This is a genomic window from Polaromonas sp., assembly GCF_043778355.1.
Classification (GTDB): Bacteria; Pseudomonadota; Gammaproteobacteria; order Burkholderiales; family Burkholderiaceae_C; genus Polaromonas.
Window position 1 is genome coordinate 37,919 of record NZ_JAYWHI010000024.1, and the last position, 16,364, is coordinate 54,282.

At 61.8% G+C, this 16,364-nt stretch carries 13 protein-coding genes; 5 read left to right on the forward strand and 8 right to left on the reverse strand.

Annotated elements, in window-relative coordinates:
- Positions 1 to 23: 23 nt before the first annotated feature.
- The 8 genes from ACH2CW_RS03870 to ACH2CW_RS03905 all read right to left on the reverse strand — a co-directional run bounded on the left by ACH2CW_RS03870 (position 24) and on the right by ACH2CW_RS03905 (position 9,005).
- Positions 24 to 779 carry a lysophospholipid acyltransferase family protein gene (locus tag ACH2CW_RS03870; RefSeq protein WP_395055528.1) on the reverse strand — a complete coding sequence of 252 codons (756 nt, stop codon included), beginning with the start codon at positions 777 to 779 and terminating at the stop codon, positions 24 to 26.
- Between the two features lie 83 nt (positions 780 to 862).
- Positions 863 to 1,420 (reverse strand): D-glycero-beta-D-manno-heptose 1,7-bisphosphate 7-phosphatase, encoded by a 558-nt coding sequence (gene gmhB, locus ACH2CW_RS03875; protein WP_395055529.1) that lies wholly within the window; start codon positions 1,418 to 1,420, stop codon positions 863 to 865.
- A 13-nt stretch (positions 1,421 to 1,433) separates the two neighbouring features.
- Positions 1,434 to 3,545: a glycine--tRNA ligase subunit beta gene (gene glyS / locus ACH2CW_RS03880; protein WP_395055530.1), complete on the reverse strand. Its 2,112-nt coding sequence runs from the start codon at positions 3,543 to 3,545 to the stop codon at positions 1,434 to 1,436.
- A gap of 2 nt (positions 3,546 to 3,547) precedes the next feature.
- Positions 3,548 to 4,453: a glycine--tRNA ligase subunit alpha gene (glyQ, locus tag ACH2CW_RS03885; RefSeq protein ID WP_395055531.1), complete on the reverse strand. Its 906-nt coding sequence runs from the start codon at positions 4,451 to 4,453 to the stop codon at positions 3,548 to 3,550.
- 300 nt (positions 4,454 to 4,753) lie between these two features.
- A complete protein-coding gene (lnt, locus tag ACH2CW_RS03890; protein WP_395055532.1) occupies positions 4,754 to 6,391 on the reverse strand; it encodes an apolipoprotein N-acyltransferase in 1,638 nt (545 codons plus the stop codon).
- A gap of 11 nt (positions 6,392 to 6,402) precedes the next feature.
- Positions 6,403 to 7,269, reverse strand: coding sequence for an HlyC/CorC family transporter (locus ACH2CW_RS03895; RefSeq protein WP_395055533.1), 867 nt, complete (start codon positions 7,267 to 7,269; stop codon positions 6,403 to 6,405).
- Between the two features lie 255 nt (positions 7,270 to 7,524).
- On the reverse strand, positions 7,525 to 8,247 hold the full coding sequence (locus ACH2CW_RS03900; RefSeq protein WP_395055534.1) for a GNAT family N-acetyltransferase: 723 nt from the start codon (positions 8,245 to 8,247) through the stop codon (positions 7,525 to 7,527).
- A 284-nt stretch (positions 8,248 to 8,531) separates the two neighbouring features.
- Positions 8,532 to 9,005, reverse strand: coding sequence for an Lrp/AsnC family transcriptional regulator (locus ACH2CW_RS03905; protein WP_395055535.1), 474 nt, complete (start codon positions 9,003 to 9,005; stop codon positions 8,532 to 8,534).
- A 126-nt stretch (positions 9,006 to 9,131) separates the two neighbouring features.
- Here ACH2CW_RS03905 and hppD point away from each other — a divergent pair, with 126 nt between their 5' ends.
- The 5 genes from hppD to ACH2CW_RS03930 all read left to right on the forward strand — a co-directional run bounded on the left by hppD (position 9,132) and on the right by ACH2CW_RS03930 (position 16,223).
- On the forward strand, positions 9,132 to 10,253 hold the full coding sequence (hppD, locus tag ACH2CW_RS03910) for a 4-hydroxyphenylpyruvate dioxygenase (RefSeq protein ID WP_395055536.1): 1,122 nt from the start codon (positions 9,132 to 9,134) through the stop codon (positions 10,251 to 10,253).
- A 138-nt stretch (positions 10,254 to 10,391) separates the two neighbouring features.
- Positions 10,392 to 11,243: a phenylalanine 4-monooxygenase gene (gene phhA / locus ACH2CW_RS03915; protein WP_395055537.1), complete on the forward strand. Its 852-nt coding sequence runs from the start codon at positions 10,392 to 10,394 to the stop codon at positions 11,241 to 11,243.
- Positions 11,244 to 11,356: 113 nt separating this feature from the next.
- Positions 11,357 to 13,132 carry an adenylate/guanylate cyclase domain-containing protein gene (locus tag ACH2CW_RS03920; RefSeq protein ID WP_395055538.1) on the forward strand — a complete coding sequence of 592 codons (1,776 nt, stop codon included), beginning with the start codon at positions 11,357 to 11,359 and terminating at the stop codon, positions 13,130 to 13,132.
- Between the two features lie 148 nt (positions 13,133 to 13,280).
- On the forward strand, positions 13,281 to 14,258 hold the full coding sequence (locus tag ACH2CW_RS03925) for a phosphatase PAP2 family protein (RefSeq protein WP_395055539.1): 978 nt from the start codon (positions 13,281 to 13,283) through the stop codon (positions 14,256 to 14,258).
- A gap of 6 nt (positions 14,259 to 14,264) precedes the next feature.
- Positions 14,265 to 16,223 carry a hypothetical protein gene (locus tag ACH2CW_RS03930; RefSeq protein WP_395055540.1) on the forward strand — a complete coding sequence of 653 codons (1,959 nt, stop codon included), beginning with the start codon at positions 14,265 to 14,267 and terminating at the stop codon, positions 16,221 to 16,223.
- The last annotated feature ends 141 nt before the right edge of the window (positions 16,224 to 16,364 follow it).

Here is a 16,364-nt window from a genome sequence, read left to right on the forward strand (position 1 = left end):
AGTTTAGCGCCGCTAAATGGCATTCAGGCCTTGATGCCAGCGCTTTCCGGATAGGCTTCCGGATCCAGCCGCCGCATCTCGGCTTCTATCCAGGCCTGGACCTCCTGCATCAACTCTTCTGGCTTGCGGCCCACACTGCTGATCGGCTTGCCAATCGAGATGTCAACGATGCCGGGCTTCTTGATGAAGGCCTTGCGCGGCCAGCACTTGGCCGAGGTCACGGCGATCGGGATCACTGGCGCGCCGGTCTCGATGGCCAGCCGCGTTCCGCCGGTTTTGTAGACGCCCTGCTGCCCGCGCTCGATCCGCGTGCCTTCGGGGAACATGATGACCCAGACGCCCTGGCTCATCAGACGGCGGCCCTGCTCGACCACCTTGTTGAAGGCCTGGGCACGCTGGCTGCGGTCGATGTGGATCATGTCCATACGCGCCATGGCCCAGCCAAAAAACGGCACGTAAAGCAGCTCTTTTTTGAACACGTAGGCCAAGGGGTGCGGCATCAGCGTCGGCATCGAAAAGGTCTCCCAGGTGCTCTGGTGTTTGAGCAGCAGCACGGCAGCGCTGGTCTGGCCGGTCGGCAGGTTTTCCATGCCGGTCACGCGGTTCTGGATGCCCAGGATGACTGTGCCGCCGCTGACTGCCAGACGCAACCAGCCGGTGCACAACCAGTAAATCTGCGTGCTGCTGCCGAACAGCGAAAAAATCAGGACGGCCAGCGCCCAGGGAATCACGGTCACGATCATCCACAGGAGATGCAGAACGGAACGAATCAGGGGCATGGTGTCTCTTCTCAATCAGATTTATACGTTTCAGGGCTCCAGCCCTTTCTCCGGGGGCGTAGACAGCTCTTATTTTTATAGCATCAGGGAGCTGCAGCGCGGCTCAGGACAAACTCCACGAAGGCGCCCAGGTCAGCATGAAAGCGCGTACCCTCGGGCAGGCCCTCGGGCTGCCCGCCGTCCTTGTAGGGCGCCGACTTGCCGGTCAACACCAGGTGCGGCTCGCATCCGGCGGCGGCACCGGCCAGCAGGTCGCGCACCGAGTCCCCGGCCGTCGGCACGCCTTTGAGTGGCACACCAAAACGCGCGCCGATCTGCTCGAACAGACCGGGCAGCGGCTTGCGGCAGGTACAGCTTTCTTCGGGGCTGTGCGGGCAATAAAACACCGCGTCGATGCGCCCGCCCTGCGCCGCCAGCAACTTGTGCATCTTGGCGTGCATGGCGTTGAGCGAGGCCACGTCAAACAGGCCGCGGCCCAGCCCCGACTGATTCGACGCAATCACCACATGCCAGCCCGCGTGGGTGAGCCGGGCGATGGCTTCCAGCGCACCGGGCAATGGCTCCCACTCTTCCGGCGCCTTGACGTAGTCGTCGCTGTCGCGGTTGATGGTGCCGTCGCGGTCGAGGATGACAAGTTTCATGGTCACGGCTCTATCAGGTCGCGAGGCGGGACAAATCAGCCACGCGGTTCATGGCCTGGTGCAGGGTGGCGAGCAACCCAAGGCGGTTCAGCCGCAAATCGGCCTGTTCGGCATTGACCATCACACCTTCAAAAAAAGCGTCCACCGGTGCGCGCAGCGCGGCCAGGCTCTGCAGCGAGGCGGCGTAGTCGCCGGCCTCAAACTGCGCACTGGCCTGCGGGACCACCTGCTGCATGGCAGCATGAAGGGCTTTTTCAGCGGGCTCCTGCAGCAGCAGCTCGCTCACATGGGCATCCACACCATCGGTCTTCTTCAGAATGTTGCTGATGCGTTTGTTGGCGGCGGCCAGCGCCGGGGCTTCGGACAGGGCAACGAACACGCGCACGGCGGCCAGGCGTTTGGGGAGGGTGGACCACAGGCCGAGTTTCTGGGCATAAATCGCCGCATCGACCTCCGACACTGAATAACCGCCTTCGCGCAGATAACCTTTCAGGCGCTCGATCAGGAACTCGTCCAGCTCAACCGCTTTGTCCTGCAGCAAGCCGACAGGAAAGACACCGAAACCCAGGCGCGTGAGTTCGTGAAACTGCAGCGGCAGTTCACGTTCGATCAACATGCGCACGACGCCGAGGGCGTGACGACGCAGCGCAAACGGATCCTTGTCGCCGGTTGGCAAATTGCCAATGCCGAACATGCCGACCAGGGTTTCGAGCTTGTCGGCCAGCGCCACCACAACCCCCACCCTGTTGCGCGGCAACTCGTCACCGGCAAAACGCGGTTTGTAGTGGTCCTCGATCGCATCGGCCACGTCGCCGCTGAGGCCATCGTTGAGCGCGTAATAACGGCCCATGATGCCCTGCAACTCGGGAAATTCGCCGACCATGTCGGTCACGAGGTCGGTCTTGGCCAGTTGCGCGGCCTGGTCAGCCTGCTGCGCCAGTGCGTCACCGCCCAGTTGCTGCCCAATCGCTTTGGCAATGGCTCGCACACGTTCGACACGCTCGCCCTGCGAACCCAGCTTGTTGTGATAAACGACTTTGCCCAGGCCTTCCACGCGCGAAGCCAGCGTCTTCTTGCGGTCCTGGTCAAAAAAGAATTTGGCATCGGCCAGGCGCGGGCGGACCACGCGCTCGTTGCCGCCGATCACCGCGCTGGCATCAAGCGGGCTGATGTTGCTGACCACCAGAAACTGGTTGCTGAGTTTGCCCGAAACTTCGAGCAGCGGAAAGTACTTCTGGTTGGCCTTCATCGTGAGGATCAGGCATTCCTGCGGCACATCGAGAAACTCCTTTTCGAAAGTGCAAACCAGCACATTGGGGCGCTCGACCAGCGCGGTGACTTCATCGAGCAGCGCGTCGTCGTCGATCGCCTTGACGCCGCCACCGACTTTGGCGGCCGCTGCGGCCAGTTGTTTTTCAATCTCGGCTTTGCGTTTCGAATAGCTGGCAATCACCTTGCCTTGTTCCAGCATCTGAGCTTCGTAGCTGTCCGCCTCCCGAATCGCAAAAGCCTTCAGGTCCGATTCAAATCTGTGGCCTTCGGTCATGTTGCTGGCTTCGAGTCCAAGAGCCTTGACGGTCAGGATGACTTCGCCATGCAGAGCAACAAGACGATGCACGGGACGCACAAACTTCACGTCGCTCCAGCCGTCGGCCAGCTGATAGGTCATGACCTTGGGAATCGGCAGCCTGGCAATCGCTTCGAGCAGCGCTTTTTGCAGGCCTTCGGCCAACATCGCGCCCTTGACCGTACTGTCGTAAAACAGCGCTTCGGCTTTGCCATCGGGTGCACGCTTGAGGCCGGCCACGGCCGATGCATCCGCGCCGAGTGCCTGCAGCTTTTTCAGCAGCGCGGGCGTGGCATTGCCCGAAGCATCCAGCCCCACCGCCACGGGCATCAGTTTTTGCGAGACAGCCTTGTCGGCGCCCTGCGCGGCCACCGCCGTCACATGGGCCGCCAGACGCCGAGGCGAGGCAAACGATGTGAGCACCGAATCCGCAGCGGTCAGGCCCTGGGCCTTGAGCTGTTCGAACAACACCCCGGCAAACGCGTCGCCGAGTTTTTTGAGCGCCTTGGGCGGCAGCTCTTCCACAAACAGTTCGACCAGAAGGTTCTTCGTTGTCATTCTTATGCAGCCTTCTTCGTCATCTGTTCCACCCAATCGCGCGGCGCCATCGGGAAACCCAGCCGTTCACGGCTTTCGTAATAACTTTGCGCTACGGCGCGTGCCAGATTCCGGATGCGGCCGATGTAGGCGGCGCGTTCGGTCACGCTGATCGCACCGCGCGCGTCCAGCAGGTTGAAACTGTGTGCGGCTTTCAAGACCTGTTCATAAGCCGGCAACGCGAGCTGCACATCAATGAGGTGTTTGGCCTGCTTTTCGTGCGCGGTGAATGCCGTGAACAAAAAGTCCGCGTCGCTGTGCTCGAAGTTGTAGGTCGACTGCTCGACTTCGTTTTGTTTGTAGACGTCGCCATAACTGAGGCCGTCCGTCCACGTGAGGTTGTAGACGTTGTCCACCCCCTGCAGATACATGGCCAGGCGCTCCAGGCCGTAGGTGATCTCGCCGGTGATGGGTTTGCAGTCAATGCCGCCGACCTGCTGGAAGTAGGTGAACTGCGTGACTTCCATGCCATTGAGCCAGACTTCCCAGCCCAGGCCCCAGGCGCCCAAGGTCGGATTTTCCCAGTCGTCCTCGACAAAACGGATGTCGTTCTTCTTCAGGTCAAAGCCCAGCGATTCGAGTGAACCGAGGTAGAGCTCCAGGATATTGGCCGGCGCTGGCTTGAGAACCACCTGGTACTGGTAGTAGTGCTGCAGGCGGTTCGGATTCTCACCGTAACGTCCGTCTTTCGGGCGGCGGCTGGGCTGCACATAGGCGGCCTTCCAGGGCTCGGGACCGAGCGCGCGCAAAAACGTGGCCGTGTGGGAGGTGCCGGCGCCGACTTCCATGTCGTAGGGCTGCAGAAGCGCGCAGCCCTGGTCGGCCCAGTAGGACTGGAGCTTCAAGATGATTTGCTGAAAGGTCAACATAGATAGGGTGTGCGGCGGAGCAGGGCCAGGAAAGATAGACGAGGCAGGCCTGAACCCGCGAAAACCCTTGATTTTACGGAGCTTTGTCCGGTTTACCCTCAAAGCGCAAGGAAAGTAGATGACAACCCAACAACGGATCCTGTCGCGGGTGCCCGGTGCGACGACGAGCCACCCGCGACGCCAGCACCGGCACGCGCCGCCGCCCCGTACGCGAGCCACGAACTGCGCGCTGAACTTCGAGCCAAATCAGACCTCAGCCCATAGCCAACGGGCGTGAGCAGCTCCTGTTTTAGTAGCGTTTCATGCGAACCAGCGGCGGCGCCGCGCCAGCCAGGCCAGCAGCACCAGCACGCCGGCACCGCCCCAGAAGGGCCAAAGCCCGAAGCGCGCCACCCATTGCGCATAAGGCGTCAGGCCGTTGCGGCCTTCGACTTCGCCAACCAGCGCACCGCGCGTATGGCGCGGCAAGGCATGCGTGACCTTGCCCGTGTGGTCAATGATGACGGTAGCGCCGGTGTTGGTGGCGCGGACCATCGGGCGCTCAAACTCCAGCGTGCGCATGCGCGAAATATTCAGGTGCTGGTCAATCGCCACCGTGTTGCCGAACCAGGCGATGTTGCTGACATTGACCAGGATGGTCGGCGCGGTTGCTGCGTCAGAGAAAGCCACCGCCAGCTCTTCGCCAAACAGATCCTCGTAGCAGATGTTGGGCGCCAGCCGCTGGTTCTGCCACGCGAAGGACGGCTGACCCAACGGACCACGGTTGAAGTCACCCAGCGGAATATTCATCAGGTTGATGAACCAGCGAAAACCCGGTGGCACAAATTCGCCGAAGGGCACGAGATGGTGTTTGTCGAAGTGGTAGCTTTGGGCCGCGCCTGCGCTTGTCGCCGGTTTGAGCCCGACCACTGCGTTGGCATAACCGGCGCCGGTACTTCCCAGCGGAACACCGATCAAAGCGGCCTGCCCGCCTGAGGCAAAGCGCGCTTGCAGTGCGGCCCAGTAGCCTTCGGGCAGTTGCTGCGGCAACAGCGGGAGCGCGGTCTCGGGCGCGACGACCAGCGCGGTTTTGGCGCCCTGCAACTGCTCACCGTACCAGCGCAACGCCGTCGCCATGCCGCTGCCCGGCTGGAATTTTTCGTTCTGGGGAATATTGCCCTGCAGCAGCGTGACCTGCAGGCTGCCCGCCGGCGTGGACGTCTGGCGGCCCGCCAGCACAGCCACGCCGACAATGACCAGCGCCTGCAGCGGAAACAGCAGTACCTGCCGCCGCGACTGGCCCCAGCCCGCAAGCCCCGCCGCCAGGAAGGCGGCCAGAAAGGTGATGCCATGCACCCCGATCCAGCGCGCGTAGTCGTCGAGCCAGCCGCTCAAATGGGCGTAACCGGCTTCGCCCCAGGGAAAGCCGGTGAAAAACTCCACACGCGCCAACTCGGCCATGAGCCACAGCGACGCAAACACCAACGCGCGGCGGGTCCGGCTGGCCGGTGCGATGGCCACAAACACGCCGCTGGCCAGCGCGTAATAACTCCCCAGAAAGGCCGCCAGCCCGACCACCGCCAGCACCGCCAGCGGCGAAGCCAGCCCGCCATAGGTGTGCAGGGAGATAAACAGCCACCAGAACGTCCCGCACAGCCAGGCTGTGGCAAACAGCCAGCCCAGCGTCAAGCCCTGACGGAAGGTCGTGCAGCGGTCCAGTTGCCAGACCAGGCCGGCCAGCGCCAGCAACTGCAGCCACCAGACCGGCTGGCCCTGCGACAAGCCAAATGCAAAGGGCCAGGCGACGCTGGCCGCGTGCAGGCCGCCGGCGAGCACCACACACAGCCACCGAAGCACCGACAGGCCCTGCTTTTTCTGCCGGGGATGACCAATATGTTCGAGCAGTGCGGGCAGGGTCGGCAGCGCAGACATCATGCTGTCAATGGTCTGCCGCCCCATGCTGGGCGTCTTCAGGGAGCCGGGGCGCCGGCAGCGGCGACCGGCGAGACCTTGAACCAGCGCACCGCGCCACCCTTGGTGTGCAGCACGGTGAATTGCAGGCCGGCCAGCACATACACCTCACCGCGCTTGGGCACTTGGCCCATCTCGTGCGCAACCAGGCCGCCTATGGTTTCAAAATCGGCGTCCAGCAGCTTCACGCCGAAAGCCTCGCTGACGCGTTCGATCGAGGTGTCGCCGCTGACGCGGTAGGTGTGGTCGGTCAGGCCGAAAATGTCGCCGTCGTCCTCGGCGATGTCAAACTCGTCCTCGATCTCACCGACGATCTGCTCGAGCACATCTTCAATCGTGATCAGGCCGGCCACGCGGCCGAACTCGTCGATCACGATGGCCAGGTGGTTGCGGTTGCCGCGGAACTCGCGCAGCAGGTCGTTCAGGCCCTTGCTTTCCGGCACAAACACCGCCGGCCGCAGCAGCGCGCGGATGTTGAGCTCGGGCGCGCGCTGCAGCTTGAGCAAATCCTTGGCCATCAGGATGCCAATGATGTTTTCCTTCTCGTTTTCATAAACGGGAAACCGCGAGTGGGCGGTGTCGATCACCAGATGCAGCAGCTCGTCGAAAGGGGCGTCGATGTTGACGGCATCCATGCGCGGTGCGGCCACCATCACGTCGCCAGCCGTCATGTCGGCCATGCGAATCACGCCCTCCAGCATCTCGCGGCTTTGCGCGCCAATAACATCGTTGTCCTGGGCTTCGACCAGGGTCTCGATCAGTTCGTCTTTGGAATCCGGCCCCGGGTGGAGCATCTCGGCGAGCTTTTGCAGAAAGCCGCGTTTGTCTTCCGGCTTGGAAGGTCTACTGGGAGGGTTGTCGGACACTGAGGTGTTCGGTAGTTGGCAAGCTGCCTAGGATAACGTATTCATGTGGCACAGCGCGGCCTGCCTGGGTTCCGGGGCATCCTTCGACAGGCTCGGGACGAACGGCTTGAGAAGTGGGCGACGATGGAGGATCTCCCCTCAAGCAGGGGCCGGGGTCAGATTTGGCCTGTCCTGAGGCTGTTGAAGGACCGGCGCGCCGGCGCAGCGGGCCCTCGGGGACGGGCAGCCATACGCGAAGCGATGAGCGTGGGTGCTTTATAGAGTGCGGTCGCGGCTGTCGCGCACGCCACGGCGCACCTCCTGGACCATCGCCAGGATGCCCCAGAACTGCTGGGCCTGAACCTTGAGGCGGTAGTCGGTCTGGGCAATCTGCTCCTCGACCATTTCTGTCATGCGCGAGTCCAGGTCAGCTGGCGGCAGCTTGAGGTAGGCCTCGCTTTCGGAGCCGTCCCGCTCGATCACCGCGCCGGCCTTGCGGGCAATGTTGAGCATGGCGGTGTTTTCGCTGAGCGCATGGATGAACATCATGCTCACGCCCTCATTGCGCGCGTGAATCACGGCCCGGTCAAACAGCCGCGCACCATAGCCGCGGCCGCGTGCATGTGGCAACACCGACACGCCAAACTCGGCGCAGCTTTTGAGATCGGGGGCCACCGACAGCGCGAGGTGCGCCATGGCAATCAGCTCCAGCTTGCGGTTGTAAATTCCAAAAATTTCGTCGCGCTCGAAGTTGAGGCCTGCCACATAACGGCGAACCTGCTCGTCGCTGGCGGCGTAACCGAAGCGCAGATAGCGGTCTTGTGAGTCCAGCGCCAGCAAATGTTTTTCAATGCGCTCGCCGTGGCTGGGGCCCATCGAACGGATAGGCACCATCAACGGCGCTTTGTGCGGCGGACGGTCGCTTTCATCCAGGGGCGGGCGAAAGAACTCCTTGCCCGCATTGAGTGACGCTTTAAAAAGGGTGCTGGGATTAACCATACGCTCAATATAAGGGTTTTCCCTAGGAAATCCAGCCTCAAGGGCCTTTGCGCGAAGCATAAGAGCGCATGTGTAGCTACGGCTTCAAATTGCATACCAAATTAACCTCTAACCCTTGACCATCGGGCGTGAGCAGCTATTAAATTCATAGCGAAGCAGTCTTTCCGAGGTGATCCCGCCGGCATTCGTCGTCGCCAAAACTGGGAGCTGCCCCTATTTCACCCTCGAATCAAGCGCCAGGCAAGCGCAAAACAAGCCCGGAGAAGGCACTTCGTCGCCCCCAATCAAACTGGCACCGCCGTCGTCGCCTTGACGCGGTCCAGCACAAAGCTGGTTTTGCAGTCCTGCACGCTGGGGTGTTTGAGCAGGGTGTCCATGATGAAACGGCTGTAGTGCCCCATGTCGGCCACCACCACACGGAGCAAATAGTCCATCTCCCCCGTCAGGGCCGCACACTCCACCACCTCGGGCCAGGTCTGCACGCTGGCGCGAAACAGGTCCATGGGGTTGCGCTTGTGCGATTCGGTGTGTTTTTCCAGCCGCACATTGATATAGGCGGTCAGCCCCAGCCCGACGGCTTCAGGTTTGACCAGCGCCACATAACGGTCGATCACGCCGCTTTCTTCGAGACGCTTGACGCGTCGCAACACGGCGCTCGGCGACAGGTTGACCTGCTCGGCGATCTGGTCATAGGTGGCGCGCCCGTCTGCCTGAAGGCTGCGCAATATGAGTCTGTCCAGCTTGTCCAATGCTTCCATATCGCCTATTTTGCAGGTTTGCTGCGTGATTGCCAATATCAGCGCCTAGATTTGCATAAAACGTGAGGGCTGCCCCGTTAAAGTCAGAGCATCTGTACGCTGTATCTGTATTTGCCTGGAGACACCATGACGTCCACCGCCACGCCCCCCATCAAAACTGCCGCAGCATGGGACAACCCCATGGGCACCGACGGTTTTGAGTTCATCGAATACGCCGCGCCCGACACGGCCGCCATGGGCGCAGTGTTCGAGCGCATGGGTTTCAAGCCGATTGCCAAACACCGCCACAAAAACGTCACGCTGTACCGCCAGGGCGGCATCAACTTCATCATCAACGCCGAGCCGGATTCGTTTGCCCAGCGTTTTGCGCGTCAGCATGGCCCCAGCGTCTGCGCCATCGCCTTCCGGGTGCAGGACGCCAAGGCAGCCTACGAGCGCGCGATCAGCCTGGGCGCCTGGGGTTACGCCCACACCGCCGGCCCGGGCGAGCTGAATATCCCGGCGATCAAGGGCATCGGCGACTCCATCATTTATTTCATCGACCGCTGGCGCGGCAAGAACGGCGCGAAAGACGGCGACATCGGCAACATCGGCTTTTTCGATGTGGACTTTGAACCCCTGCCGGGAGCGGAGCTGAACCCGGCCGGCCACGGCCTGACCTACATCGACCACCTGACCCACAACGTGCACCGTGGCCGCATGGCGGAGTGGTCGGGCTTTTACGAGCGCCTGTTCAACTTTCGCGAAGTACGTTACTTCGACATCGAGGGCCAGGCCACCGGCGTCAAGAGCAAGGCCATGACCAGCCCCTGCGGCAAGATCCGCATCCCGATCAACGAGGAAGGCAATGAAAAGGCCGGCCAGATCCAGGAGTACCTCGACAGGTACCAGGGCGAAGGCATTCAGCACATCGCCATGGGCTCCGACGACCTGTACGCCACGGTTGACTCGCTGCAACTGAGCGGCATGAAACTGCTCAATACCGGCGACACCTATTACGAGCTGCTCGACAAACGCATTCCCGGCCATGGCGAAAACGTGGCCGAGCTGCAGGCGCGCAACATCCTCGTGGACGGCACGCCGGGCGAGCTGCTGCTGCAGATCTTCAGCGAGAACCAGCTCGGTCCAATCTTCTTCGAGTTCATCCAGCGCAAGGGCAACCAGGGTTTTGGTGAAGGTAATTTCAAGGCGCTGTTTGAAAGCATAGAGCTGGACCAGATGCGCCGCGGCGTCCTGCAAAAAGCATAAGCATCCATGACAATTGAAGTCTGTCGTTGCGGGCTTGCCCCGCAATCCATGCCGCGCGGGCCAGCAGCGGCGGTACATCAGACATGGATCCCGGATCAAGTCCGGGATGACAGCAAAGTCGAACCCAGGAGTTTTTGAATGGCCGTTGATCCTGTTGTTTACGGTGCCAGTACCCGCCCGCCGCGCGGCGACTACACACGTGCCGGCGCCGACTACACCTGCCCGCAAGACTACGACAGCTACACCGCTGCCGATCACGACACCTACCGCCGCCTGTACGCGCGTCAGGCGGCACTGCTGCCGGGCCTGGCCTGCGACGAATTCATCGCCGCCCTGCCCTCGCTGGGCGAGAGCGACCACATCCCGCGTTTCGAAGACATCAACCAGCGCCTTCGCAAAGCGACGGGCTGGGAAATCGTCACAGTGCCGGGCCTGATTCCGGAGGTGCCGTTTTTCACGTTGCTGGCTAACCGCAAATTCCCGGTGACCGACTGGATACGCGAGCCCGAAGAATTCGACTACATCGTCGAGCCGGATGTGTTCCACGACCTGTTTGGCCATGTGCCACTGCTGTTCAACCCCATCTTTGCCGACCACATGCAGGAGTACGGCAAGGGCGGGCTCAAGGCCCACGGCCTGGGCGCCTGCGAGCAATTGAGCCGGCTCTACTGGTACACCATCGAGTTCGGGCTGATCCAGCAACAAGACGGGCTGCGCGCGTACGGCGCCGGCATCCTGAGTTCATCGGGCGAGCTTCAGCACTCGGTGCAAAGCCCCGCGCCGCAACGTCTGCCACTGGACATAGCACGCGTGATGCGCACCCGCTACAAGATCGACAGTTACCAATCGACCTACTTCGTGATCAACAGCTTCCAGGAACTGTTCGACAAAACCGCGTCCGACTTCACGCCGATTTACCGCAGGCTGCAGGGACTGCCCGACATCGCGGCCGATGCGCGGCAGGACCAGGAAGAAGCAATTCAGCGCTAAAGCAACGCATGGCGCCTGGCAGCGTCCCACCGTGCATTCCGATTCATCGAGACGTCCTCTCCTACAAAAGGAGGAGGTAAAATTTTGTTACACCGTCTACGATGAGGCTCCCGTTGATTGAACTACCTGCCGACCTGACCAGAAGCACAAAAGTGTTGCTGGTCATGGACGTGGTGGAGTCGGTCCGGATCATGGAGCAGGACCAGGATGGCTTTGTACGGCGGTGGCAACAACTCGTGGAAGAAGCGGAGCAGAAAGTGCTGCCGCAACACGGCGGGCGCATTGTCAAAAGCCTGGGTGACGGCCTGATGCTGGAATTTGCCAGTGCCCAGGGTTGTGTCAAGGCCGCGTTTGACCTGCACAGCTTCACACGGCAAGCCAACCGCGGCGTGCGGCCCGAACACCAGATGCACCTGCGCATGGGTGGCCACCTCGCCAGCTTCGTCACCGACCAGCACGACATCTACGGCACCGACGTCAACCTGACCTCGCGCGTGAGTACGCTGGCGGGGCCTGGTGAAACCGTGGTCACCGCCGACATGCGGGACCAGTTGGCACCTTTGCTTGATGCGGACGTAGAGGACCTCGGCGAGTGCCACCTCAAACACGTTAAGGAACCGGTGCGCGCCTACCGCGTCGGCCCGCCCGGCGATGCGCCCATCGTCCCGCCCGGCAATGCCGTCGAACTGAACCTGCGCCCGACCATTGCCGTGATTCCGTTTGCGATGCGCAGCAACGAGCCGGGACACGAGTTGCTGGGCGAGGCCCTGGCAGACGAAGTGATCGCAGCCCTGTCGCGGACGTCGGAGCTGCATGTCATTTCGCGGCTGTCGACGACGGTATTTCGCGATCGCCGCGAAGCCATCGAGGACATCAAGACACATCTGGGCGCCACCTACATCCTCTCAGGCACTTGCCGGAGCGCCGGCACGCAATTGGCGTTGTTCGTGGAATTGATCGAAGCCAAAACAGGGCACATCCTCTGGGCCGACAGCCTGAAGGGGCAGGTGCATGGACTATTTGAGGCAGACGACGAGCTGATCGCGCGGCTCATCGCAGCCATCAGCTCCACCGTCATGTCCAAAGAATTGCAACGCGCTCGCGGGCAGGCTCTTCCTACGCTGGAGGGATACACCCTGCTGCTGGGCGCCGTAGGCTTGATGCATCGCACATCAGTCAGCGAATTCGACCGTGCACGCCAAATGCTGGAGCACCTTATCGAACGTAGCCAACGACACCCCCTACCGCGCGCCTATTTGGCGCATTGGTGGGTGCTCCGCGCGTCCCAGGGATGGTCCACGGACACAGAGTCGGATGCCCGTGCAGCTTTGGACTGTACTCGCCGTGCTCTCGATTGCGATCCAACCCACTCGCTGGCCCTCACCATTGATGGACTGGTCCACACAAACCTGCTTAGAGATCCGGTGGCTGCCTATTCGCGATACGAATCAGCGATCACATCCAACCCAAATGAATCTTTGGCTTGGCTACTCAAGGGCACCATGCACGCATTTAAAGGTGAAGGCGACCAAGCGGTATCCGATACCCGGCGGGCACTCAGCCTGTCACCCCTCGATCCGCTGAAGTACTACTACGACTCGCTAGCGGCCTCTGCAGCGCTTTCCGCTGCAGACTACCAAAATGCAATTGATCTTTCCCGTCGCTCGGCACGCGCAAATCGCACACACACATCCACCTACCGCGTGATCGCCATTGCTCAAGTGATGCTTGGAAATATTGAAGACGCTCGAAGAACAATGAAAGATCTCCTTGTTCTTGAACCCGATTTTTCAGTAGCACGCTTTCTCGAGCGATCCCCAGGAAAAAAATTTGCAATTTCTCAAAAATTTGCCGAAGCCCTAGAGCGGGCTGGTGCGCCCAAGCAATAAAGCTAGCAATCACAAATCAAAGGGGAATTTTATGAGCGGATGGAGCGGATGGTCTGGATGGTCCGGTTGGAATGGATCGTCTGGATGGAGTGGATGGGCCGGTTCAAGCGGGTGGTCCGGTTGGGGCGGCGGTCCGCCGGAAAATCCAATGAACGCGCAAGCTTTGACCGCAAGTCGTGGCGCGCTTGTCGGCCCTTTTCAAGGCGCGACACTTCCCTTCACGCTGCCAACACCGCTGGACAAGCCAGACCGGCTCGCCGAGTGGGGCGCAGGTCCGCGCATGTCGGTTTGCGCGCTGGAAACGTTGTCCGGGCTGCGTTTCGACGTCAATCAAGGCAAGAAATCGGTCACTCTCGGTTTTGTCAATCTGGACAAAAAGCCGCTCAAGGAGCTGACACTTGCGAGCCTGACCCGTCCTGGTGAAAACATCTTCAAGCAGCAACTGGACCTGGTGGCCAACTACGCGGAATTGCGCGAGGACGGCGGAGCAGAAATTCTGGCGCAGACGGGCGGGGGCGCGGCGTTCTGGGCATCCATCGTGGGACTGACCACCCATCGTCACAAATACACGCTGGAGCTGCTGGACCTGGCGATATCGCTGGCCATTCATGTCGAGATGCGCTTCAAACACGCCTTCGCATGCCCACGGCCGGTCGACCTGTCGCCACAAATCCAGCCCATGATCCCGACACCCGGCCACGCCAGCTGGCCCAGCGGTCATGCGACCGAAGCCTATATGACCTGCGCCGTATTGCAGGCGCTGATTCCGCACGGCGACAAATACCGCGAGCAGCTCGAGCGCCTGGCCGCGCGTATCGCCGTCAACCGCACCGTCGCCGGCCTGCACTACCCGGTCGACAGCGCGGTGGGGCGCCTGCTGGGCGCGTCGCTGGCCGATTTTTTTGTGGCTCGGTGCACCGGCCAGAAAGTGCACGAGCGCGGCTTCAACGGCCCGAAATTCCAGGGACCCAAAGACCAGGTGCTGGACTTCGACCCCCGCGTGTCCATGATCGACAACAAGAGTGGCTATTACGAATACGGCTCATCGGCATCGGCCATTGCCGCATCGCCCCTGCTCGAATTCATGTGGACCAAAGCCGCCAAAGAGTGGCAACCGCTCAAGTAAGCCGCCATGAGCTGGACCAAATTGCCCAAGGGCGAGTTCACGGGCATAGACTGGGCCAGACCCGGTGCCACGGCGGGTTTTGACCCCTACCTGATCTGGGCGGAAGCTGACGACTTCGCCGGTTATGGCGACAGGCGGCCGAAATGGCTACCGATTGCCATCGAACTCCAGCCCGGTACCAGCGTGCAGCAGCTGCTGGACGCTGCATCCGAAAAATGGTTGCATGTCCCGCCGGTGTACACCAGCCGGACCGCGCCCACCGGCCTGAAGTTCTGTACGGCACGGGTCAGGCCGGCTTTTTTCAAACATATCCAGCCCGGCGGCCGGCTGCATGCGCTGGTACTGCGGTTTGAACTGGGCCTGCCGGCGGCGGAATATGCAGACGACCAGACCGGTCCCGGCAAGGGAAGCCTGCCGCCCCACTCCACCGGGGCCGCCTATCAGGCCGAGGCGCAAGCCGAAACTCTGCTGTCCGGCAAGGTGCTGGGCCTGATTGACGACAGCCTGGCTTTGGCGCATGCGAATTTTCTTTACGAGGGCAAGGCACGTACCCGCTATTTCTGGCGGCAGGACGCCAAGGGCACGGGCCGCACGCCGCAGCCGCTGGGGTATGGCCATGAGCTGACAGCTGCCGACATCAATGCGGCGATGCAGGCCAATGTCTACAGCGGCCTGGTGGACGAAAGCGCCGTCTACGTCGCGCTGGGGCTGTCCACTCTGGGCAAGAAGATGCCCAGGCACCAGCATTTCTTTCATGCGCTGGACACATCCGTCAGCCATGGCAGCCACGTCATGGATCTCGCAGCCGGGCCGCGCACCTTGCTCGCCCAGGTTGGCAATCTTCCGCCTGGTTTCGACGCGCCGCCCAGTTGGGCAACGGCCAACGACGACGCCAGCCGGGCGCCGCTGATCGCCGTCCAGCTCGACTACGACACCGTGCGCGACACCTCGGGCGGCTCGATGAATGTGCATGTACTGGACGGCCTGATGTACATCCTGTCGCGCTGCACTGACGACGCGAAGGTGACGGTGAACATCAGCTTCGGCACGCTGGCTGGTCCACACGACGGCACGTCGCTGCTGGAAGCAGCCATGGACGAGCTGATCGCATTGCTGAACGGGCGACTACAGATCACGCTGGCCGCCGGCAACAGCTACCAGTTGCGCACGCATGCCAACAAGACGCTATCAAAAGGTGAGCGCATTACGCTTGACTGGCATGGGCTACCCGACGATTCGACCCAAAGTTTTGTGGAGCTGTGGATAGAGGAAAACTGTGACGGCCTGGAGATCCGGCTGACACCGCCGGGCTGCGCCCCACTGCCGGCGCTGAAGTTTGGCGAATCACGGATGTGGACCAGGGGCGGCAAGCAACCCTTGTGTGCGCTGATTTACCCCACGGCTGTCGCCACCGGTCGGCGCGGCACCTGCGCCCTGCTCGCTGTCGCCCCTACCTTCAGTTTTGAGCACAAGACGGCAACCGCCCCCAGCGGTGTCTGGAAGATTGAACTCATCAACACGGGCAAAAAGCGGGTCACGGTTGATGCCTATGTGGAGCGCGACGACGTGGTGGTGGGGACCCGCAGCGGCGCCCGTCAATCGCACTTTGAAGACGAGCACTACGACATGCAGGCTGTCGTAGATAACCCCGGCAACCCGACACCGATAAGACGCAGCGGCAACTTCAACAGCATCGCCACTGGCCAGCGCACCGTCTCGGTGGGCGGCACGCGGATCACCGGGCCGCACTGGGCCCATTACTCGCCGCAGCGGCCCGATCCGGACGCTGGCCGGCCGCAACGCCCCGGCGTGGTGAAGGTGCCTGACGCCGAAGCCATCAGCGACTGCAACCCGGCAACCCTCGGGGTAAGTGCAGCCGGAACGCGCAGTAACGCTACCGTTCGCCTCCGGGGCACCAGTGATGCCTCTCCGCAAGAAGCCCGACGGATCCTGAACAGCATGTGAGTTGTGGGGCTGGACGGGACGCCGTATAACGGCTCGGCTCATGAGCGCACCAGGAGCCATCTGCAACGGGACCACCCTTCAAACTTCACTGGGTCCAGTCGCGCGTGCACGTTCTGCGCGCAGAACGAACCCAAAAGTTCG

What these genes read in the sequence shown, in the direction of transcription:
- glyS (WP_395055530.1), bottom strand. Translation starts at nt 3,545, where the DNA reads ATGACAACGAAGAACCTTCTGGTCGAACTGTTTGTGGAAGAGCTGCCG.
- ACH2CW_RS03930 (WP_395055540.1), top strand. Translation starts at nt 14,265, where the DNA reads ATGAGCTGGACCAAATTGCCCAAGGGCGAGTTCACGGGCATAGACTGG.
- glyQ (WP_395055531.1), bottom strand. Translation starts at nt 4,453, where the DNA reads ATGTTGACCTTTCAGCAAATCATCTTGAAGCTCCAGTCCTACTGGGCC.
- phhA (WP_395055537.1), top strand. Translation starts at nt 10,392, where the DNA reads ATGGCCGTTGATCCTGTTGTTTACGGTGCCAGTACCCGCCCGCCGCGC.
- hppD (WP_395055536.1), top strand. Translation starts at nt 9,132, where the DNA reads ATGACGTCCACCGCCACGCCCCCCATCAAAACTGCCGCAGCATGGGAC.
- ACH2CW_RS03900 (WP_395055534.1), bottom strand. Translation starts at nt 8,247, where the DNA reads ATGGTTAATCCCAGCACCCTTTTTAAAGCGTCACTCAATGCGGGCAAG.
- ACH2CW_RS03905 (WP_395055535.1), bottom strand. Translation starts at nt 9,005, where the DNA reads ATGGAAGCATTGGACAAGCTGGACAGACTCATATTGCGCAGCCTTCAG.
- lnt (WP_395055532.1), bottom strand. Translation starts at nt 6,391, where the DNA reads ATGGGGCGGCAGACCATTGACAGCATGATGTCTGCGCTGCCGACCCTG.
- ACH2CW_RS03925 (WP_395055539.1), top strand. Translation starts at nt 13,281, where the DNA reads ATGAACGCGCAAGCTTTGACCGCAAGTCGTGGCGCGCTTGTCGGCCCT.
- gmhB (WP_395055529.1), bottom strand. Translation starts at nt 1,420, where the DNA reads ATGAAACTTGTCATCCTCGACCGCGACGGCACCATCAACCGCGACAGC.
- ACH2CW_RS03870 (WP_395055528.1), bottom strand. Translation starts at nt 779, where the DNA reads ATGCCCCTGATTCGTTCCGTTCTGCATCTCCTGTGGATGATCGTGACC.